General features: G+C 70.2%; 19 protein-coding genes. 9 read left to right on the top strand and 10 right to left on the bottom strand.

Going from position 1 to position 20791, the window contains the following annotated elements; all coding sequences use genetic code 11:
- Positions 1 to 9 precede the first annotated feature (9 nt).
- Positions 10 to 1485, top strand: a complete 1476-nt coding sequence (locus AAHG09_RS11320; RefSeq protein WP_342107227.1) for a methyl-accepting chemotaxis protein — start codon at positions 10 to 12, stop codon at positions 1483 to 1485.
- A 23-nt stretch (positions 1486 to 1508) separates the two neighbouring features.
- Here AAHG09_RS11320 and AAHG09_RS11315 read toward each other — a convergent pair whose 3' ends face one another.
- From AAHG09_RS11315 to AAHG09_RS11305, 3 genes are all read right to left on the bottom strand, one after another.
- On the bottom strand, positions 1509 to 2663 hold the full coding sequence (locus tag AAHG09_RS11315; protein WP_342107226.1) for a GGDEF domain-containing protein: 1155 nt from the start codon (positions 2661 to 2663) through the stop codon (positions 1509 to 1511).
- A gap of 359 nt (positions 2664 to 3022) precedes the next feature.
- Positions 3023 to 7093 (bottom strand): Pls/PosA family non-ribosomal peptide synthetase, encoded by a 4071-nt coding sequence (locus tag AAHG09_RS11310; RefSeq protein WP_342107224.1) that lies wholly within the window; start codon positions 7091 to 7093, stop codon positions 3023 to 3025.
- 110 nt (positions 7094 to 7203) lie between these two features.
- Positions 7204 to 7791 carry a histidine phosphatase family protein gene (locus tag AAHG09_RS11305; RefSeq protein ID WP_342107222.1) on the bottom strand — a complete coding sequence of 196 codons (588 nt, stop codon included), beginning with the start codon at positions 7789 to 7791 and terminating at the stop codon, positions 7204 to 7206.
- 96 nt (positions 7792 to 7887) lie between these two features.
- Here AAHG09_RS11305 and AAHG09_RS11300 point away from each other — a divergent pair, with 96 nt between their 5' ends.
- Entirely contained in the window at positions 7888 to 8862 is a 975-nt protein-coding gene (locus tag AAHG09_RS11300) for a polyphosphate kinase 2 family protein (protein WP_342107219.1), read from the top strand.
- Positions 8863 to 8877: 15 nt separating this feature from the next.
- Positions 8878 to 10029, top strand: a complete 1152-nt coding sequence (locus AAHG09_RS11295) for an AAA family ATPase (protein WP_342107216.1) — start codon at positions 8878 to 8880, stop codon at positions 10027 to 10029.
- A 324-nt stretch (positions 10030 to 10353) separates the two neighbouring features.
- Here AAHG09_RS11295 and fabI read toward each other — a convergent pair whose 3' ends face one another.
- Together fabI and AAHG09_RS11285 are read right to left on the bottom strand one after the other, a co-directional pair.
- Positions 10354 to 11178, bottom strand: a complete 825-nt coding sequence (gene fabI, locus AAHG09_RS11290) for an enoyl-ACP reductase FabI (RefSeq protein ID WP_342107214.1) — start codon at positions 11176 to 11178, stop codon at positions 10354 to 10356.
- A gap of 94 nt (positions 11179 to 11272) precedes the next feature.
- Complete coding sequence (locus AAHG09_RS11285; protein WP_342107213.1) at positions 11273 to 12202, bottom strand: DnaJ C-terminal domain-containing protein; 930 nt, start codon at positions 12200 to 12202, stop codon at positions 11273 to 11275.
- Positions 12203 to 12418: 216 nt separating this feature from the next.
- Between AAHG09_RS11285 and AAHG09_RS11280 the strand changes: the two genes are divergently transcribed.
- The 4 genes from AAHG09_RS11280 to AAHG09_RS11265 are packed head-to-tail and all read left to right on the top strand — an operon-like array spanning position 12419 to position 15676.
- Complete coding sequence (locus AAHG09_RS11280; RefSeq protein ID WP_342107212.1) at positions 12419 to 12802, top strand: VOC family protein; 384 nt, start codon at positions 12419 to 12421, stop codon at positions 12800 to 12802.
- Entirely contained in the window at positions 12802 to 13854 is a 1053-nt protein-coding gene (locus tag AAHG09_RS11275; RefSeq protein WP_342107210.1) for an iron ABC transporter substrate-binding protein, read from the top strand. Before AAHG09_RS11280 ends, AAHG09_RS11275 begins: the two co-directional genes overlap by 1 nt.
- The gene (locus AAHG09_RS11270) at positions 13851 to 14906 is read left to right on the top strand and encodes a FecCD family ABC transporter permease (RefSeq protein ID WP_342107209.1); all 1056 of its coding nucleotides are present in this window, start codon (positions 13851 to 13853) and stop codon (positions 14904 to 14906) included. Before AAHG09_RS11275 ends, AAHG09_RS11270 begins: the two co-directional genes overlap by 4 nt.
- Complete coding sequence (locus AAHG09_RS11265; protein WP_342107208.1) at positions 14903 to 15676, top strand: ABC transporter ATP-binding protein; 774 nt, start codon at positions 14903 to 14905, stop codon at positions 15674 to 15676. Before AAHG09_RS11270 ends, AAHG09_RS11265 begins: the two co-directional genes overlap by 4 nt.
- A gap of 8 nt (positions 15677 to 15684) precedes the next feature.
- Here the strand turns inward: AAHG09_RS11265 and AAHG09_RS11260 are convergent, their stop codons facing one another.
- The gene (locus AAHG09_RS11260) at positions 15685 to 16464 is read right to left on the bottom strand and encodes a Crp/Fnr family transcriptional regulator (protein ID WP_342107207.1); all 780 of its coding nucleotides are present in this window, start codon (positions 16462 to 16464) and stop codon (positions 15685 to 15687) included.
- 133 nt (positions 16465 to 16597) lie between these two features.
- A complete protein-coding gene (locus AAHG09_RS11255) occupies positions 16598 to 17374 on the bottom strand; it encodes a glycoside hydrolase family 25 protein (RefSeq protein WP_342107406.1) in 777 nt (258 codons plus the stop codon).
- A 311-nt stretch (positions 17375 to 17685) separates the two neighbouring features.
- Between AAHG09_RS11255 and AAHG09_RS11250 the strand changes: the two genes are divergently transcribed.
- Complete coding sequence (locus AAHG09_RS11250; protein WP_342107405.1) at positions 17686 to 18123, top strand: DUF488 domain-containing protein; 438 nt, start codon at positions 17686 to 17688, stop codon at positions 18121 to 18123.
- A gap of 358 nt (positions 18124 to 18481) precedes the next feature.
- Here AAHG09_RS11250 and AAHG09_RS11245 read toward each other — a convergent pair whose 3' ends face one another.
- Positions 18482 to 18871: a DUF6894 family protein gene (locus AAHG09_RS11245; protein ID WP_342107205.1), complete on the bottom strand. Its 390-nt coding sequence runs from the start codon at positions 18869 to 18871 to the stop codon at positions 18482 to 18484.
- 30 nt (positions 18872 to 18901) lie between these two features.
- Positions 18902 to 19105, bottom strand: coding sequence for a hypothetical protein (locus AAHG09_RS11240; protein WP_412760018.1), 204 nt, complete (start codon positions 19103 to 19105; stop codon positions 18902 to 18904).
- A gap of 255 nt (positions 19106 to 19360) precedes the next feature.
- On the opposite strand from AAHG09_RS11240, the gene AAHG09_RS11235 reads away from it, so the two are divergent.
- Complete coding sequence (locus AAHG09_RS11235) at positions 19361 to 19930, top strand: peptidase S14 (RefSeq protein ID WP_342107203.1); 570 nt, start codon at positions 19361 to 19363, stop codon at positions 19928 to 19930.
- A 3-nt stretch (positions 19931 to 19933) separates the two neighbouring features.
- On the opposite strand, the gene AAHG09_RS11230 is transcribed toward AAHG09_RS11235, so the two are convergent.
- Positions 19934 to 20782, bottom strand: coding sequence for an oxidoreductase (locus AAHG09_RS11230; protein ID WP_342107200.1), 849 nt, complete (start codon positions 20780 to 20782; stop codon positions 19934 to 19936).
- Between the last annotated feature and the right edge of the window lie 9 nt (positions 20783 to 20791).

Genomic DNA, 20791 nt, shown 5'->3' with positions numbered 1-20791 from the left:
GGGCTGGTGATGGCACTGTTTGGTTTCGGTTCGGACGTGCCAGTGACGGCGCTTGACCGGACCATGGGGCGGGCTGAATTCGATCTGGCGGGCCAGGTCACTGACGCCAACGCCATCTTCCTCGACCTTCTCGGCTACTCCCTCGCGGAGGTGCGCGGGCGCCATCACAGCCTGTTCGTGCCGGAGGCCGAGCGCGCGAGCCCCGAATACGGCGCGTTCTGGGACCGGCTGCGCGCCGGGCAGCCCGAGGTGCGCGAGTTCGCGCGCCAGACCAAGGACGGCCGGATCGTCTGGATCAAGGGCTCCTACAACCCGATCCTCGACCGCAACGGCAAAGCCACCAAGGTCGTGAAGATCGCCACCGACGTCACCGAGGAGCGGGCGCGCAACGCGCTGTACGCGGGCCAGATCGCCGCCCTCAACCGCTCGCAGGCGGTGATCTGCTTCGACCTCGACGGGACCATCACGGACGCCAACGCCAACTTCCTCTCCACCCTGGGCTACACCCTGGAGGAGGTCCGTGGGCGTCATCACCGCATGTTCATGTCGCCCGCCGACGCGGCGGGCGCGGAATACGCCGCATTCTGGGCAGACCTCAAGGCGGGGCAGTATCAGGCGGGCGAGTTCCGCCGGGTCGGCAAGGACGGTCGGACCGTCTGGATCTTCGGCGCCTACAACCCGATCCTGGATGCGGAGGGCAAGCCCTGCGCGGTCGTCAAGTTCGCCACCGACGTGACCCGCCAGGTCGAGGATCGGCAGCGACGGGCCGAGGGCCAGCGCGCCATCGACGGGGACATCGCGGCGATCCGGGATGCGATGAGCCGCGTCGTCCAGCAGGCCGACGAGACCGCGGAAGCCTCGAATCAGACGGCCCGCAACGTCCAGGCGGTCGCGGCCGGCTCGGAGGAATTCTCCGCCTCCATCGAGGAGTTGAGCCGCCACGCCCTGGGGGCGAAGACCTCGGTGGACCAAGTGGTGATCCGGGCCGAGGAGGCCGGCGCGATCGTCGTCGGATTGACCGGCGCGGCCGATCGGATCGGCGCCGCCGTGAACCTGATCCGCTCGATCGCCGATCAGACGAACCTGCTGGCGCTCAACGCCACGATCGAGGCCGCGCGCGCGGGCGCTGCCGGCAAGGGGTTCGCGGTCGTGGCCGCCGAAGTGAAGGCGCTCGCCGAGCAGACCGCCCGGGCGACCGGCGAGATCGGCAGCCAGATCGCGGCCGTCCAGGCCGAGACCGCCAAGGCCGTCTCCGCGATCGACGGGATCGGCACGACCATCGAGCAGCTGAGCGCGATCACGCTGAGCGTCTCGTCCGCCGTGACCGAGCAGGCGGCGGTGACCCGCGACCTGACGGAGAACATGCAATCGGCCGCCTACAGCGTCGACACGGCGCGCGCCGCGATGGCGGACATCGCGGCCTCGGCGGCCCGGGTGGACGAGTCGGTGCGCAAGGTCTCGGAGGCGGCGCGCGCGCTGGCCTGAGCGGACGAAGCCACCGGGCAGCCTCAGGCAGCCCGCGCAGCCGCGCTCTCGGCCACGGCCACCCGGTCGCGGCCGCCGTTCTTGGCATCGTAGAGCGCGGCATCCGCGCGCCGCATCAGGGCGTCGAAGCCGCTTCCCGCCCCGGCCTGGGCGATGCCGACGCTCACGCTGACCCGTAGCTCCGGGAGTTCGGGCACCCGGAGCTGCGCAAACGTCCGGCGCAGCTCCTCGGCCCGGGCCAGGGCCTCCGCGGGGGAGGCACCGGGCAGGTAGCAGACGAATTCCTCTCCGCCGAGGCGCCCCACCAGCGCGTCGGACGGCAGCAGGGACGTCGCCATGGTGCAGAAGCCCACCAGCACCGCGTCACCGACCGCATGGCCATGCCGGTCGTTGACGGCCTTGAACCGGTCGAGATCGAACAGCAGCAGGGCCCCGACCGCATGGGTGCCGAGCGCGGTCCGGGCGGCTTCGCTGAAGGCGCGGCGGTTGCACACGCCGGTGAGCGCATCCGTGGAGGCGGCGATGCGCTGCTGCCGCTCGGCCCGCTCCTTCACCAGCGCCATCAGGGTGAAGGCCGCCGCGATCGAGAACAGGATGGTCACGAAACACAGGATCGCCACCCAGGGCGAGATCAACGGGTTCGGGTTGAGGACCGGTGGCGCCAGCAGCGTCGCGGGGATGCGCACGAAGTAGAACGCCCCGTGCAGCCACAGCACGGCGGCGGCGGTGACGCGAGACGCCAGCCGCTCGGCACGGCCACGCCAGATTTCCACCGTCGCGCCGCCACAGTAGATCGTGGCCACCGCGGAGGCATAGATGACGCGCAGCGTCACCGATCCGTAAAAGGCCGGGACGAGGCACAGGACGCACCAGACGAGCGCGCCGACCAATGCCAATCCGACATGGGCGCGGCGGCGCTCGAACGCGCGGACGCCGCTCCAGATCAGCCCATACGCGCTGAGGACGACGGCGTTGGCCAAGCCCACCGAGAGCAGATCGGGGATCTGGCCCCTGAGCGCGAGCCCGGCGGTCCCGACGGCGCCGACGAGATGGGCGGCCCCCCAGAAGGCGAGCATGCGCTCCTCCGGCGCCTGCCGCCACGAGACGAGGAACAGCACACCGACCAGCAGAGTGACCGTGGAATTGACGACCAGCAGGGTTGCGGGATCAAGGTGCACGGTCGACCGTCGATCTACTGCCCGTTTGCACGACTCACACCTCAGTTCGCCGCCGGAAACGCCGTCGGCGAATCAGGACGCGCACCTACCGATAGAGATATACCGATTTCAAAACTATCTATAACCGCAAAATCGGTGCGCTGACGCGATATACGTCTGATTGATCGGCTCGAAACGCAGGTCTCCGGTGCCGATAGGCCAGCCGCAGCGGAGAGCCCGTGAACGGATACCCGTTTCGCGCCCGTGAGCCTGCCGAGGCACGGCCACCGTGCCATCCGTCTGCCATCCGGGCGACCGCCGCGAGGCCCGCCGACGCGGGTCGCCCGGAACCGGATGGGATTGGTTTCGGCGTGCCGAAGTCAGGCGGCGTGGATCACCGGCACTGCGGGCGCCCCCTCCCATTCGGTGTTGCCGGGGATCGACTCGCCCTTCATCACGATGGTGAGCGGGCGCAGCCGCGCGAAGTCGCCGACCTTGGTGTCGTACAGCACCGTCGAGAAGGCGCCGACCGACACGCCCTTGCCCACGACCACCCGGCCGATCTTCATGATCCGGTCCTCGTAGAGGTGGGTCTGGAGCGCCGAGACGCGGTTGATCGTGGCGTAGTCGCCGATCGTCACGCAGTCGAACTCGGTGATGTCGGTGGTGAGCATGCAGACGCCCTGCCCGACCTTCACGCCGAACAGGCGCAGGACCCAGGGCAGGAACGGCGTACCCTGGAGGTGCTCCAGCAGAACCTTGCCGGCGAGCCCCCAATAGGCCACCGCGATGGCCTCGGTGCGCATGGCCCACCACGACCACATTGGCTGCATGCCGGGCTTGTAGACGCCCATCAGCAGCCACTTCATCGCGATGACCGCCGTGGACTGGATCAGCGCGATCGCGACGCTCGCCGTCACGAAACTGATCGCCAGCCCGGTCCAATCCTTCTCTAGGATCGCGGGGTAGAAGTACCAATCGATCACGGTGATCGCGAGGGTGATGTAGAGCATCGGCGAGAACGAGGTCGCGAAGGCCTCGAACACGCCGCGCCGGATCTTCGGCCACATCCCGGGCTCGTAGGTCTGGGCGTTGGATCCCAGATCGACCTTCTGGCGGGCGGGCAGCCGGATCGGCGGCGAGCCGAACCATGTCTCGCCCGGGCTCATGGCCTCGTTCGCGGGCGGCTTCGACTTGATGCCGATCAGCACGTCGTCGGGGATGACGGCGCCCGGCGGCACCACGGCGTCGTTGCCGACGAAGACTCGCGCGCCGGTCCGGGTCGGCTCCAGATGCATCCAGCCGCGCCGGATCTCCTCCTCACCGTACACCACCTCGTCGGCGACGAAGTTCTTCGCGCCGATATCAGCGAGGTCGTAGCGGCCGCCGAGATTCGTCGAGATCTCGGCGCCGTGGCCCATATTGGCGCCCATCAGCCGGTACCACGCCCGCATGTAGACGGTGGCGAACAGCGACGAGAGCGTCTCCAGCGTCACCTCGACGGCGAGCGCCAGCGACCACTTCCGCAGGTAGAACAGCGAGTGGACCGAGTAGGTGCCGGTGCGCGTCCGGGGCAGCACGACCCAGCGGATGCCGGCGATCAGCAGCACCGTGCCCGCGGTCATCAGCATGGCGGTGGGCCATGTGAGGATCGGCAGATACCAGTGGTAGTCGACGTCCGTGATGTCGGAGAGCGAGTCCGAAATCTGGTCGAAGATGAAGAAGGCCGGGAAGATCGGCAGCAGACCGACCGCCGGGATCACGGCGAGGAGCAGCGTGTAGACGACCATGAAGGCCGCCCGGCGCTCCCACGAGGCTTCGGCCGGCGCGGGCAATGCGGCCGGATCCGCCATCCCGACCTTGCGGCCGGGCGAGCCGTCCCACCGCTCGGCGGTCCCGACCCGCGAGCCGGCCGGGATCGTGGTGAGGTCGCCGATCTCGGCCTGCGGGCCGATCACGGTGTCGTGGCTGATCACGCAGGAGGTGCCGACCGCCGCATCGGCGCCGATCGCCACGCGGCCGATGACCAGCTCGTTGCCGTTGATTTCGGCGTTGGCGATCACGAGGCGCCCGCCGAGGGATGCGCCGTCGCCGATGGTCAGGAGATCGGGGGCGCCGACCTCGATGTCCGAGATGAGCGTGTCACGGCCGATCTTCGCGCCCATCAGGCGCAGGTAGATCGCGATGGCCGGCGAGCCCTGGAGCCACTTCACGTGCACGAGGGGCGCAAGCCGCTGTGCCAGCCACCAGCGGTAGTAGTAGGCCCCCCAGAGCGGATAGCGGCCGGGCTTGGTCCGGCCCAGGATCAGCCACTTGCCGGCCACGGCGATGACCGCCGTCACGCCGTTGATGGCTACGTAGACGAGGAGCAGCACCCCGAGCTCGGCGAAGAAGCCCAGACCCCCGCCGGTGAGCAGCAGGTAGGTCACGAACATGCCGAGCCACTGAGCGGTGGCGAGCGCGATCACGATGGGCAGAGCCACGAGCTGGGCGAGGCCGCAGAGCGCCCGGCGCAGCAGGGGCGGCGGCGCGAAGCTGAGGTCGCGGATCGCGGCCGCCGCGCCCATGCCGCCGGTGCGGGCGATCAGCGCGTCGGCCATCGCCCGCATGGTGCGCAGCGCATAGACGTCCGGCAGGGTGATGCCGGCGAGGGGCGGATTCTCGCGCACCGCCGAGACGAAACGGGCGGCGAGCAGCGAGTGGCCGCCGAGATCGGCGAAGAAGTCGCCCTCGAGGGCGATCGGCTGGTTGCCGAAGATCTGCTTGGCGGCCGCCACGAGGGCGGCCTCGGTCTCGTTGGCCGGCGGCTCCTGCTCGCCGTCGGCCGCCACTACGGTGAGCGGCGCGATCTTGAGGGCCTTGCGGTCGACCTTGCCGGAGGTGAGGCGCGGCAGCGTCTCGGCCACCTCGAAATGGCCCGGCACCATGTAGGGCGGCATCTGCCCGGCGAGCGTCTTGCGCAGGGCGGCGGTGTCGATCGTGCGGCCGCGCTCGGGGATCAGGAAGGCGACGAGCCGATCGACGCCGTCGTCCTGCCGCAGCACCACGGCCGCCTGGTTGATCTCGGGCACGCTGCGGATGCGCGCCTCGATCTCCCCGAGCTCGACCCGGAAGCCGCGGATCTTGACCTGATCGTCGATGCGGCCGTGGAACACGATCCGCCCGGCGGCATCGAGGGAGACCGCGTCGCCCGAGCGGTAGAGCACGGGGTCGGTCCCGTCCGAGCCGAACGGGTTGGCGATGAACTTTTCGGCCGTCAGCTCGGGGCGCGCGAGGTAGCCCCGGGCGACACCCGGGCCGCCGATCAGCAGTTCGCCCTGCTGGTCGCGTCCGAGCAGGCTCAAATCCTCGCCCGCCACGTAGACCGAATAGTTCGGGATCGGCCCGCCGATGGTCACCGGCTCGCCGGGCCGCATCTCGGCGGCGGTGGCGACCACAGTCGCCTCGGTCGGCCCGTAGGTGTTGAACAGCTGGCGCGAGCCCGTGGCCCAGCGGGCGACCAGCGGCTCCGGCAGCGCCTCGCCGCCGAGCAGCACGAGGCGCACGGTCGGCAGGTCGCCGGAGATCATCGCCAGCAGGGTCGGCACGGTGTCGAGCACCGTGATCCGCTCGGCCTCCAGGATGCCGGGGAGCGATTCCACGTCGCCCATCATGGCCGGGCTCGCCACGAACAGGGTCGCGCCGACGAGATACGGGACCCAGATCTCCTCCATGGAGAGATCGAAGGCGACCGAGGCCCCCTGGAACACCACATCGTCGGCGCGCATCCCGTAGAGGGCGTTCCCCGAGCGCAGGAAGTGGCAGATGTTGGCGTGGCTGATGACGATGCCCTTCGGCACGCCGGTCGAGCCCGATGTGTAGATCAGGTAGGCGGGGTGATCGGGCGTCAGGCCCAGCGTCCGGAGATCCGGCACGGGGGCGTCGCCCGGGGTGGCAGCGTCGAGATCCGCCGGGGTCAGGGCCGGCGCGGCGTCGGGTGCCGACGGCTTGAGCGCCGTCGAGACAAGGAGCGCCTTGGCGGCGGCATCGGTCAGGCACACGCCCACCCGATCGGCCGGCGCCTCCGCGTCGAAGGGCAGCCACGCGGCGCCCGACATCGTGATGCCGATCTGCGCCACGAGGAGTTCGGGCCCCCGGGCCATCCACAGCCCGACCACGTCGCCCGGCCCGATGCCGCGAAGGCTAAGCCCGGCGGCGATCCGGCCGGCACGGGACGCGACCTCGGCATAGGTCAGGTGCGGATGGACGCCGCCCGCCCCAACGTTCGCGCCATCGACGAGGCAGGGATGGTCGGGCCGGGTCCGGGCCGACTCCAGAAAAATCTCGGCCAGCACCTCGTCGCGGATCAGGTCGGGCCGGTGGGCGCCCCGCAGGATGGCCGCCCCGGCATCGTGACGTCCGCTGGCCCCGGCAGCCGGTCCGGGCCGGGTCTTCTCGGCGACGTCACTCATCCGCTGCTCCGCTGGCCGGCCGCCCAGGCCGACGCCTCCGTGGCAGCCGCCCTATAGCCCACCGATCATGCCGTTATCGAGGCGGCTTTGCACTGCGCCCGCGCACGGGATCAAGCCCAGCGCCAGCCAGCGGGCTCCAGAATCAGCACCTCGCCCTGGCGGATGCCGATCCGGGGGGCGGCGTAGATGTCGAGATGGCCGAGCGCCACGAGGGCCGCCCGCGCGACGCCGCCATGGGCGACGATCACCGTGTCCCGCTCCAGGCCGGCGAGCAGGGGGCCGACCCGCTCGACCAGGGCGGCGTAGCTCTCAGCCCCGCTTCCCGGCGGACGGTGATGCCAGCGATCCCGGTCGCGCCCCGCGGCGCCGGCCGGGTCGCGACGGCGGATCTCCGCCCAGGTGGAGCCCTCCCAGCTGCCGAAGCCGATCTCCCGCAGCCGGGGATCGGTCCGGTATCCCTCCGGCGGCAGGCCGAGACTCGTGCGCAGGATTTCCATGGTGCGCCGGGTCCGCTTGAGCGGGCTCGCGACAAAATCCGCATCCGCCAGCTTCGGGCCGGCCGCTGCGGCGAGGCGATCCGCGACGGCGGCGGCCTGGCGCTCCCCTTGCGCGTTCAGATCGGTGTCGCGGCCGCCCTGGAGGCGGCCCTCGGCGTTCCAGTCGGTCTGGCCGTGGCGAATGAAGTAGATGCTGACCAACCGACTCAATCCCGTCCTGCACCGGCGCTCGGAACGGCTCGGAGCGCCACCCGTTCTCGCCGACGGCCGGCAACACCCGGGAACAGGTCCTGCCCCATGTCGAAGAAGCACGGCAAGCATCATCGCGGCCAGAAACAGGCTGACGGCGTGACAGAGAGTGCCGACCTGCACGGATCGGGCCGACCGTCGACCGCGAGCTGGGCCGGCGGCGTCGCGGAGACCGCACCGGAGGTGCTCGGCGCCCATCCGCAGGTCCCCATCCGCGCGGCCCCCGGCATCGTGATGGTCGAGCCCGGCGCCCGCTTCGACCTCGGCGCCGTGGAGACCGACGCCGATGGCGGCCTCGACAAGGGCTGGGCGAAGGACGCTCTGGCCCAGGAACGCGAGCGGATCGTCGCCCTCCAGGAACGCCTCTATGCCGAGCGGACACGCAGTCTGCTGCTGGTTTTTCAGGCGATCGACACCGGCGGCAAGGACGGGACGATCCGGTCGGTGCTCAAGGGCGTGAACCCGCAGGGTTGCACCGTCACCTCGTTCAAGGTGCCGTCGAGCGACGAACTCGATCACGACTTCCTCTGGCGCTACCACGCCCAGACGCCGGGGCGAGGCCTGATCGGGGTGTTCAACCGCAGCCACTATGAGGACGTGCTGGTCGTGCGCGTGAAGGGCCTCGTGCCGGACGTGGTCTGGCAGAGCCGCTACGGCCGGATCAACGATTTCGAGCGCCTGCTCACCGAATCAGGCACGACCATCCTCAAGTTCTTCCTGCACATCTCAAAGGCGGAGCAGAAGAAGCGCCTGGAGGCGCGGATCGCCGACCCGGAGAAGCACTGGAAGTTCGATCCGGCCGATCTCGTCGAGCGCAAATCCTGGGACGCCTACCAGCAGGCCTTCGCGGACGCCCTCACCCGCTGCTCGACACCCGATGCCCCTTGGCTGGTGGTGCCGGCCGATCACAAATGGTTCCGCAACTACGTGATCGCGCGTACCGTCGCGGATACGCTGGAGGCGATGGACCCGCGATTTCCGGAGGCTCCGAAGGGCATCGGCGAGCTGACGGTCCCGGACTGACAGGGAGGCGCCGGTATGCTGGTGGTGCGCGACGTTGCGGTGTCGGGTTACCGGTCGCTCCGGCGCATCAGCTTCCCGGTCGACGATCTGACGGTCTTCGTCGGCGGTAACGGCACGGGCAAGACCAATCTCTACCGGGCCCTCGAGCTGCTCCAGTCGGCCGCCAGCGGGACCCTGACCCGCGACCTCGCCGCCGAGGGCGGCCTGGATTCGGCGCTCTGGGCCGGCCGCCGACGGCAGGGGGAAGCCGCGCGGATCCGCCTCTCGGCGACGCTGCGCCATGAGACCACCGGGCAGGACTTCACCTACGCGGTGGAGATCGGCCTCGTGCCGCAGGTCGGCGCCGAGATCTACGGCGCGGCCTTCCGCCGGGAGCCGCAAGTGAAGGCCGAGCGCCTGACGGTCCGGACCGGCGGCCGCACGGCCGTGATCCTCGACCGCGACGGCCTCACCGGCTTCGTCCGCGACGCCGACGGGCGCAAGCAATCCCTCGGGACGGACCTGCTCGCCACCGAAACGGCGCTCGGCAGCCTGCTCGACGCGAACGGCCAGCCGGAGATCGCGCTTGCACGCCAGGCGATGACGGCGTGGCGTTTCCACCACGGCTTCCGCACCGATTCTGAGTCGCCGCTTCGACGCCCCTGCCTCGCCGTGACGACGCCGACGCTGGCCTCCGACGGATCGGATCTCGCAGCGGTCTTCGCCACCCTCGCCCATATCCGGCAGGACACGACCGACCTCGACGCCGCCGTCGACGGCGCCTTCCCCGGAGCCCGGCTCGTCGTGCCGGAGCCGGGGCGGGAGGCGAGCTTCGGTCTGATGGCCCCGGACTTTGCCGGCCGGGTCTTCGCCGCGCCGGAACTGTCGGACGGGACCCTGCGCTATCTCGCCCTCGCCGGCGCCCTCCTCGGCTACCGCCTCCCGCCGTTCATCGCGCTGAACGAGCCGGAGACCAGCCTGCATCCGGACCTCATGGACCCGCTGGCCCGGCTGATCGCCCGGGCAGCGGAGCGCACGCAGGTGTGGCTGGTGACGCATTCCGAGCGTCTGGCCGCAGGAATCGCCGAGCATGGGCGCGCGCAGCCGCGCACCGTCATCAAGCGCGACGGCGAGACGTGGATCGCGGGGTTGAAGCTGTCGGGGGCGTTCGAAGAGGACGAGGAATGAATCGGGCGGTCGTGGTCTGCTGCGGATGCCCTCCCCCGCAGACGAGTAAAGCGCGACGCAGGTTAGGCGCGCGCGGCAGGTGACGGAGCGCGACAGGCCCCCTCCCCCGCACGGGAAGGGTTGGGGTGAGGAACGAGAACCAACAGGATCAATCGCGCCGTTAACGCGCGTGCGGGCGGAGACTCGTCCGGAGAGTTCTCATCCCTCACCCTGTCCCTCTTTCGCACGGGAGAGGGGACCCGCGCCCTTCCGAGGTGACGGGTCAGTTCACCGAGACCGGAAACTTGTGTCGCCCGCAAATGGAAGAGGGAGACGCGCCGCCCCTCAATCCTTGTCGAGCGTCAGATCCGGCGCGTCGGGATTCTTCATGCCCACCACGTGGTAGCCCGCATCCACGTGCAGGATCTCGCCGGTCATGCCGGCCGCCATGTCGGAGACCAGATAGGCCGCCGTCTCGCCGACCTCCCCGATGGTCACGGTCCGGCGCAGGGGCGCGTTGTACTCGTTCCACTTCAGGATGTAGCGGAAATCGCCGATCCCGGAGGCGGCCAGCGTCTTGATCGGGCCGGCCGAGATCGCGTTGACGCGGATGTTCTTCGGGCCGAGATCGGCCGCGAGGTAGCGCACCGAGGCCTCCAGCGCGGCTTTGGCGACGCCCATCACGTTGTAGTGCGGCATCCACTTCTCGGCGCCGTAATAGGTCAGCGTCACGAGCGAGCCGCCCGGCCGCATGATCTTTTCCGCCCGCTGGGCGACCGCCGTGAACGAGTAGCACGAGACGAGGAGCGACTTGGTGAAGTTCTCCTCCGAAGTCTCGATGTAGCGGCCGGTCAGCTCGTCCTTGTCGGAGAAGGCGATGCAGTGGACCACGAAATCGATGCCGTCGGGGAAGACTCGGGCGGCTTCCTCGAACACGGCGTCGATCGTCGACGATTCGGTGACGTCGCAATGGCCGATGACGTGGGCGTCGAGTTCCTTGGCCAGGGGCTCGACGCGCTTGCGCAGGGCGTCGCCCTGATAGGTGAAGGCGAGTTCCGCCCCGTGGGCGCGGGCGCTGCGGGCGATGCCCCAGGCGATCGAGCGGTTGTTGGCAACACCCAGGACGATGCCCCGCTTGCCCGCCAGAAGGCCCTGCCCGTGTTCCGCCATGATCGATCCCGAAGCCGCGCGGCCCCTCTCGGGGCCGGGGGGCCTCCTTAGCGGAGGCGGACCGGCGACGGAAGTCCGGCCCGCCTGTTGTGCCTCACGCGGCCTTCGCGCCGCGCCGCGCCCGGGCGAATTCCATCAGCGCCGCGTCCTCGCCCTCCGGCAGGACGATGGCCGTCGTGGCGAACAGGTCGCCGGCATTCCCGTCCTTGCGCGGCAAGCCCTTGCCGCGCAGGCGGAAGGTCCGGCCCGAACTCGTCATCGACGGGATCTTCATCTCGACGGCGCCGGTCAGCGTCGGCACGCGGATCGTGCCGCCGAGCACGGCGTCCTCCAGCGGCACGTCGACGGTGGTGCGCAGGTCGGAGCCGTCGACCGTGAAGCGCGGATGCGGCCGGATCCGGATCGTCAGCAGCGCGTCGCCCGGCTCGCCGCGGGGACCCGCGCTCTGGCCGAGGCCGCGCAGCCGGATGGTCTGCCCGTCGACCACGCCGCGGGGGATGACCACGTCGACCTCGCGGCCCGTGGGGAGGTAGAGGCGCAGCTTCTCCTCGCTGGCGACCTGCTCCAGCGTCACGGACAGCTCGGCGGCGACGTCCTCGCCCTTGGGCGTGCCGCGCTGGCCGCCGGGCCCGGCGCCGCCCGCGCGAAAGGCCTCGCCGAAGATGTGCGAGAAGATGTCCTCGCCCATCCCGCCGCCCATGCCGCCCTGCCGGGCGCGGGCCATGCCCTCGAAATCGAAATTGCCGCCGCGCCCGCCGCCGAAGCCGCCGCCACCGAATCCCTCGAACCCGGTGGCGCGCGGCTTGCCCTCCGCGTCGATCTCGCCGCGGTCGAACTGCTTGCGCTTCTCGGCGTCGCCCAGGATCTCGTAGGCCGAATTCGCCTCGGCGAATCGGTCCTTGGCCTTCACGTCGTTCTTGTTGCGGTCGGGGTGGAAGTCCTTGGCGAGCTTGCGATAGGCCTTCTTGATGTCGGCCTCGCTCGCCCCCTTGGCCACGCCCAGCACGTCGTAGGGATTGCGCATGGAACTCTATGGCTGTGCGGTGTGGGATTGCCACCCGGATGTGGGAAGGCTGTTGCATACCTGCAACGGTCCTGAGCGCGAAAGTCTGCGGGTTCGCGCGGGACGTCAAGCGGTGCCCCTCGCGCTGAGGGCGCAAGGGGCATAACTTCGCCGCGGCACCGGGTTGCGCGTCCTGAGCCCGCCTGGACTGAGGCCGAATCAAGGAACCGGAATCCGATGCACTACGCCTGCGATCACGTTCACCTGCGCAGCCGCGACGCGGTGCGGGCCGCGGCGTTCTATGTCGCGACGTTCGGCGCCCGGGAGGTGAAGCGCGTCGGCGCCGATCCGGTCCAGCGGGTCGTCCTCGACCTCGGCGGGCTCACGGTGTTCATCGAGCAGGCCCCGGCCGAGACCGCGCCGGCCGGGCCGACGCCCTGCCTCGGCCTCGAGCACATCGGGCTGCGCGTCGACGATCTCGAAGCGGCGATGGCCGATCTCGAAGCGCGGGGCGTCCCGGTCCGGACCGGAATCACGGAGCGCGGGCCGGGCCTGCGGATCGCCTTCGTGGAGGGACCGGACGGGGCGCTGATCGAGATCCTGGAACGCAAGGCGGCCTGATGGGGCGCCTGTTCGGATCCGGCCGGTCGCTCGCTGGTGCCCTGGTCCTGTCGATCGGGCTGGCCCAGGGTGCTGCGGCGCGGCCCTTCACCGACGCCGCCGGCCGAACCGTCGAGCTTCCGGACCGGATCGAGCGGGTGCTGGCCGCCGGCCCGCCGGCCGCTGTGCTGCTCTACACCCTGGCGCCCGACCGGATGGCAGGTTGGGTCAGCGCGACACGGCCGGAGGCGCTGCCGTTCCTCGACCCGCGCACACGGGCGCTGCCGGCCTATGGCCGCCTGACCGGGCGGGGCGGCACCGCCAATGTCGAGGCCGTGCTGGCCGCAAAGCCCGACCTGATCGTCGATGCGGGCAGCCTCGGGCCGACCTACGCGTCCCTCGCCGACCGGGTTCAGGCGCAGACCGGCATCCCCTATATCCTGCTCGACGGCAGCTTCGCCCGGATGCCCGAGACCTATCGGCAGCTCGGGGCGGCGCTCGGCCGGCAGGCGGAGGCCGATGCCCTCGCGGCCTATGCGGACGACCTGATGGGAACGGTGGCGAAGGCCGTCGACTCCATCCCGGAAAACCAGCGGCCCCGCGTCTACTACGCGCGGGGCCCGCGCGGGCTGGAGACGGGTTTTGCCGGCTCGATCAACACCGAGGTGCTGGAGGCGGCCGGCGGCCGCAACGTCGCGCAGGGTGGCGATGGGCGCCTCGGCGCGGTCTCCCTGGAACAGGTCCTGGCCTGGAACCCGGAGGTGATCGTCACCCTCGATCCGGCCTTCGCGACCGCCGTGCGGACGGATCCGCTCTGGCGGGACGTAAAGGCCGTGCAGGCGGGCCGGATCTACGTGGCGCCGCTCCAGCCCTTCCCGTGGTTCGATGCGCCGCCGGGGGTCAACCGGCTGATCGGCCTGCGCTGGCTGGCCGGGCTGCTCCATCCGGATCTGTTCCCGCAGCCGATGTCGGAGATCGTGCGGGACTTCTACCACCGGTTCTATCACGTCGACCTCGACGCCGCGCAGGCGGCCGCGCTGCTCGCGGGCCCGCTGCCGAGCGCACCGCGATGAGCCGCGAGCCGGCCATCGCCGCCGGGACGGCGCGGGTCCAGCGACTGGCCCGGGTCCCGGTGGCGCTGCTCGCCGCCCCCGCGCTCCTGATGCTGGCCGTGCTGGCGCTCGCGGTGGGGAAATATCCGGTCAGCCTCGCGGATCTGGCGAACGTGCTCGGCCACCGGCTGCTCGGCCTGCCCGCACGGACGACCGCCACGGTCGAGACGGTGGTGATGCAGGTGCGCCTGCCCCGGGTCGTGGCCGCCCTGGTGGTCGGCGGCGCCCTCTCTGCGGCGGGGGCGACCTATCAGGGCCTGTTCCGCAACCCCCTGGTGTCGCCCGATATCCTCGGCGTCTCCGCGGGCGCTGGGCTCGGTGCGGTTCTGGGGATCTATCTCGGCCTGCCGGTGGCGCCGATCCAGGCGCTCGCCTTCCTGGGTGGCCTCGGCGCAGTGGCGGCGGTCTACGGCGTCGGGCTCGCGGTGCGGCGCCACGATCCGGTCCTGACCCTGGTCCTGGCGGGCGTCGCGGTGGGCGCGGTGCTGGGCGCCGGCATCTCGCTCCTGAAGGTGCTCGCCGATCCCTACAACCAATTGCCGGCCATCACCTTCTGGCTGCTCGGCAGCCTGTCCTCCGTCACGCTCGGCGATGTCGGCGCGATCCTGCCGATGATGCTCATCGGCCTCGCGCCCCTGATCCTGCTGCGCTGGCGCATGAACCTGATGAGCCTCGGCGACGAGGAGGCCCGGGCGCTCGGCGTCGAGACGCGGATCCTGCGGCCCGTCCTGATCGCCGGCGCGACCCTGGTGACGGCAGCCGCGGTGTCGATGACCGGGGTGATCGGCTGGATCGGTCTGATCGTGCCCCATATCGCCCGCCTGCTGGTGGGGCCCGACTATCGCAGGCTGCTCCCGGCCTCGCTGACGCTCGGGGCCGGCTACCTCCTGATTGTCGATCTGATCGCGCGGAATGCCGGAACGATCGAGGTGCCGCTCGGCATCCTCACGGCGCTGGTCGGCGCCCCGTTCTTCCTGTGGCTTCTGGCGGCCGGGCGGGGCCGGATCGGATGATGCTGGAGGTCCAGGATCTGGCCTTCGGGTACGGCCAGCGCATCGTGGGATCGGGCATCTCGTTCGGGCTCGCGGCCGGCGAGGTGCTGTGCCTGCTCGGGCCCAATGGCGGCGGCAAGACGACCCTGCTCAAGACGCTGCTCGGCCTGCTCCCGGCCCGGGCCGGAAACATCCGGCTCGACGGTTCGGATCTCTCCCGGCTGTCGCGGACCCGGATCGCTCAAACCGTGGCCGCCGTGCCGCAGGCGCACGCGGCCTATTTTCCGTTCACGGTCCGCGAGATGGTGCTGATGGGGCGGGCGAGCCGTCTCGGGCCGTTCGCAGCCCCCGGGGCATCCGACCATGCGGCGGCCGAACGGGCGCTCGCCACCCTCGGGATCGGGCATCTGGCCGGGGCGGTCTATACCGAGATCAGCGGCGGCGAGCGGCAGCTCGCCCTGATCGCCCGGGCGCTCAGCGGGGAGCCGCAGCTCCTCGTGATGGACGAGCCCACGGCCAGCCTCGATTTCGGCAATCAGGCCCGCGTCCTCGGCCAGATTCGCCATCTGTCGAGAGCCGGCATCGCGGTGCTGTTCTCCACCCACGATCCCGGCCACGCCCTGCTGTGCGCCGACCGGGTGATCGCCCTGAACGCGGGGCGGCTGGCGGCCGACGGGCCGGCCGCCGGGACGGTGACGCCGGCGCTTCTGCGCCTGCTCTATGGGATCGACGTGGTGATGGCCCCGGTGCCCGGCATCGCGACGCCGGTCTGCGCACCGATCCTCCGCTGAGCCGTATCTTAATGGGGGCGCTGACCGGCCGTCGCCTTGACGATCGGATCGTGAGCGTAGCGCCCGGTGCCGTAGACCGGCCCCAGCACAGCCGCGCAGTGGATCCGCACGCGCGCATGGCACTCGCAGGCGGCCGCCGAGACGGCTGCGCGGTCGACGACGGTGATGCGCCCGCGCGCGACGCGGATCAGCCCCTGATCCTGCAGGACCCGCAGGATGCGCGTCAGATAGGTGCGCTGGACACCGAGCATCGCGGCCATCAGCTCGTGGGTGACCGCGAGGGTATCGCCGTCGATCCGGTCCTGGAACGTCAGGAGCCAGCGCAGGCAGCGCTGCTCGATCGGGTGCAGGGCGTTGCAGGCGGCGGTCTGCAGCAGCTGCGCCACGAGGCATTCGGCGTAGCGCGTGAACAGGGCGCGCAGCGAGGCGGATCGGCTGGCGGCTTCCTCAAGCCGGTCGGCATCGAGACGCAGCATCGGACCGCCGATCTGCACCAGGCCCTTGGCGAAGGCCGGCACGCGGCCCTGGCCGACCAGCCCGCCGGCGACCCCATCGTGGCCGATCGTGGCCGTCTCGGCGGTCCGCCCATCCCGGGTGGTGATTACCAAGGCCAGCACGGTATAGTCGCAGGGGAAGGTCACGTGCGTGACCGCATCGCTGGCCTCGAAGGCGGTCTGCCCCCGAGCGTAGGACACCGCCTCCAGATCCGGTGCGATCAGCGCCCGATCGTGGTCCGACAGCGCATCGAGGAGAAGGTTGCCCGTCGGGCCGGCGCTGTCGATTGCCATCAGGCCCAGTACGATGCAGGAAAATCAGCTACCCAGAGGATCCCCAGGGCGCATTCAGCCGAAGCCAAGTTCCCATGCATACGCCTCGCCGCAGTATACTGTACTAACTTAGGTTTGCTTTCAATGAAGGGGGCTACTTATCGGTGCAGAGTCCCTGCTCCGACAGCCGCTTGTGCTCGCGCGGGTCACAATCGGTCGTCAGGAACGACGCCCAATCGGAGGGGGTGCCGTAGAAGGCATTGCGATCGACGTCCCCCTGCACCCCCGGGACGCGGCCCGTGGAGGTGAACTGCCACAGCATCCACTTGCGGTTGACGAACCGCTGCTCCGGCTCCGCCGCGGTCGACCGCAGCCAGTGCGGGTAATCGGGTAGCTCGCCCTCCAGCACGTCCTTGTGGAAGGTGATGTCGGTGTAGATGATCGGGCGCTTGCCGGTGTAGCGCTCCATCTCCTCCAGCATCTCGGTCACCATCGCCAGGGCCTGCGCCTTGGGCAGCTTCTTTGGGCAGGTCTGCGAGTGGCCGTTCCACTCGACGTCGAGCACCGGCGGGAGGGCGGTGGGGTCGTTCGGGACGTTCTTCCGGAACCAGTCCATCTGCTCCTTGGCGGAGCGGCACCAGAACACGAAGTGGTAGGCGCCCCGGGGAACGCCGGCCTTGGCCGCGCCGTCCCAGTTGGTCCGGAAGCGCTCGTCCACGTGGTCGCCGCCCTCGGTGGCCTTGATGAAGGCGAACTGCGTGCCGGCGGCCCGGACCGAGGCCCAGTCGACGTTGCCCTGCCACTTCGAGATGTCGATGCCCTGGATCGGGTGAAGCTTGGCCTTGGCCACGCCGGGATGCGGCTTGGCATCGCCCTTGGTGGGGTAGAACGTGGTGTTCGAGGCGCAGGCCGCCAAGCCGGCGAGCATCATGACGGCGGCGAACCGGCCGGCGAGCCGGCGGGCGGCCTTGATGCGATGGCCCACACCTCCGGACAAGCCGAGGGAGGAAGAACGCGAAGACTGATCGATCCGCGACATCAGTGTTTAGCCCGCCACCGAAGAAGCGCCACAGACAGGCGTATTCGATGGCCCCTGCGCGGTTAACGGACCTTTGCGATCATTGCGGCGGAATTCCGAGATGCGTTGCATCACCGCGACATACGCAGGGGATCCAACGGTGTTGCACAGGGCGCGATTCGGCTTAAGTGCCGGCCGTGACGTGCGAGTTCGGTGGCCGCGCCGTGGGCAAGCAAATCTTTACCATAGGGTACGAAGGCCTGGATTCGGAGCAGCTCGGCGGCCTCCTGCGCGAGGCCAACGTCCACGTGCTGGCGGATGTCCGGGCGGTGGCGAATTCGCGCAAGCGCGGCTTCTCGAAGGGCGCGCTCAGCACGTCGCTTCAGGAGGCCGGGCTCGGCTACACCCATCTGCGCAGCCTCGGGACGCCCAAATCCGGCCGGCAGGCGGCCCGGGCGGGGGACGCGGCGCTGCTGCGGCGGATCTACTGCGAGGAGGTGCTCGACACCGCCGACGGCCAGACGGCGCTCGACGCGCTCGCCGCCATGGCCGAGGCCGCGCCCCTCTGCCTGCTCTGCTTCGAGCGCGATCCCGCGGTCTGCCATCGCCGCATCCTGGCGGAGCGTCTGGCCGAGTGGGGCTTTGCCGTCAGGGACCTGTGAGGCGGCTTTTCGAGGAGATAGCGCTCCAAGTTGCGCGCGCCCTGCGCCGTGAGGCTCGCGGTGTCACACGTCACCAGCTGCGCTGACTGTCGTTGCAGAAAACCCCTCTCACGTGGGTCTCAAAAATTCACACCTAGGGTCCTGGCCACATCGGATCAGAGCCGAGCGCTGGTCCCCTCTCCCGTGCGGGAGAGGGGGCCTGTCGCGCTTCGCCACCGACGCCGGTGTTCACCGGAGAACTGTCTGTATCGTAGGCCCAGGGGCGGGCAGAGGGGTCGCGTCGCGGACTTTCTCTTTGAAGTGCAGGCGCTTCAGCCCGCAAAGCGGTGAACCGGCCACGTTTCGATCGTACCCGCTCTCAGGCCGGGAAGCGCGGATCCCGCGCCGATCCCGGCAGGGGGTGCAGCCGTGCGCCGAGCGTGCCGGCGAGCTTCCGCAACGGGCCCACGACGGCGCCGAGACGCGACGGCGGGGCGATGCGCCGCGTCCGCCGGTCCGGTTCGGCCACCGGCTCGACCGGCATGTAGAGCGCGTCGAAGAACGGGATCTCCAGAAGCGTCGCGCCGTGTTCGTCGGTGATCACCATGGCGGCCGCGAGCAACCGCGGATCGCCGCCGTGCTGGCGCATCAGGCCCTGGACGATGGTGCGCGCGGCCGCTCGGGCAGCCTCGGCATCGGCGACCCATTGGGCGGCCGAGGCCGGCAGGGACGCTTCGCCGAAACGGATGGTGAAGTGGGCGTGGATCATGGGGCTCCCCGGAAGGGCCGATGTGGCGCGTCAGGCAGCCTGCACGCCGTCGACGGTCTCGGCCGCCGGCTTCGGATCGAAGGCGTCGGCCAGGAGTTCGAGGCGCCGGGCCATGTCGCGCACCTCGTTCAGCGCGATCGACTTCTGACCTTCCTTCACCGCGCGGGTGATGTCGCTGACCTGCGTGGTGGCGATCCGCTTCAGTTCCTCGGCGAGTTGCTGGCAGGTCATCATCGCATCCGGCTCGGCTGGTCGATCTGAGCGGGGACCGTTGCGCACCGGCGCTTACCAAGGCGTTTCCCTGGGCGACGCCGCCTGTGGACAAGGTGGGGATCGCGCCGGCAACGCAGGCCTGGCGATGGCACACCGCGTGGATCGGGGAACCCGTGACGCCCTGCGGGCGATGATCCGTCGGCGCGCCCGACGCGCAGGCGCCCGACCGACGCATCCTGTTCGGCGGCAGCGGCCGAACCTGCTTCAAGGACAGTCATGGATACGACGCCCCTCGACCCGACAGCGTTCCGGGCTCCCGCCGTGCTGCTCTCAGGACAGGTCGACTACGACATGTACCGGGATTTTCGCCGTCAGCTCGACGCGGCGGCGGACCGGGAGATCGTGGTGATCGAGCTGACGACGCTCGGCGGCGATCCCGAGGTCGCCCGGATGATGGGCGCGGATATCCGCTTCAACAGCGCCATGGATCCGAACCGAAGGTTCGTCTTCCTCGGCAAGGCCGCGATCTACTCGGCCGGCACGACCTTCATGAGCTTCTTCGCGACGCCGAACCGCTATCTCGCCTGCGGCACGCGGCTGATGATCCACGAGCGCAAGATGGACAAGCAGCTCCACGTCCAGGGGCCGCTCACGACCTGCATCGCCTCCGTGAAGGCGACGCTCAATGAGATCCTGTGCTCGATCGAGATCCAGAACGAGGGGTTCGCGAACCTCGTCCAGGGCTCGGACGTGAGCCTGGATGAGGTGCTCGAGAAGGCGCCGGCCAACTGGTATCTGGAGGCCGAGGAGGCCAAGCGGCGGGGCCTGATCGCGGGCGTGATCTGACGCTCACGCCTTCGGGTAATCGGCCCCGAGGCTCGTCTCCCGCCATGCCTCGATCTCGGCCAGGGCCTGCTTCAACCGGGTCGTGACGGCGTCATAGCCCCAGGCGCCGAGCACGAGATGGCGCGGCGGGGCATCCATCTCGGTCACCCGGATCATCGCCTCGCCGGCCCGCACCGGATCGCCGGACTGGGTGCCGCTCTTCTCCGCCGTGGCCTTGAGGCGCGCGCCGGCCGTCTCGGCATAGTCGGCGAGCGCGTTCGGCGTCTGGATCAGGGACCGTCCGGCCCAGTCCGTGCGGAACGGGCCCGGCTCGATGCAGGTCACGCGGATGCCGAGGGGCGAGACCTCGGCGGCGAGGGAATCGGAAAACCCCTCCACGGCGTGCTTGGTGGCGGCGTAGTAGCCCGAGGCCGGGAACCCCACGAAGCCCGCCACCGAGGTGATGTTGAGGATGTGGCCGGATCTCTGCGCCCGCATCACCGGAAGCACGGCGCGGGTGAGCGCGAACAGGCCGAACACGTTGGCGTCGAACTGGGCGCGGATCTTGTCCTCCTCGCCCTCCTCGATCGAGGATTGGTAGCCGTAGCCCGCATTGTTCACGAGCACGTCGATCCGCCCGAACCTGTCCTGGGCGGCGGCGACCGAGGCCGCGATCTGGCCGGCCTCTGTGACGTCGAGGGACAGCGCGAGGACGCGGTCCCCTGCCCCGTCCGCGAGGTCGGCGACCGTGGCGCTGTCGCGGGCCGTGACCACCGCGCGCCAGCCGCGCCCGATGACGAGCTTGGCGAGTTCCCGGCCGAAGCCGGTCGAGCACCCCGTGATGAACCAGACCGGGTCGGTGTTCTGCGTCATGGCGTATCC

The sequence above is a fragment of the Methylobacterium guangdongense genome, assembly GCF_038442355.1.
Taxonomy (GTDB): Bacteria; Pseudomonadota; Alphaproteobacteria; order Rhizobiales; family Beijerinckiaceae; genus Methylobacterium; species Methylobacterium guangdongense.
This window is presented reverse-complemented; position numbering and strand designations above follow the sequence as displayed.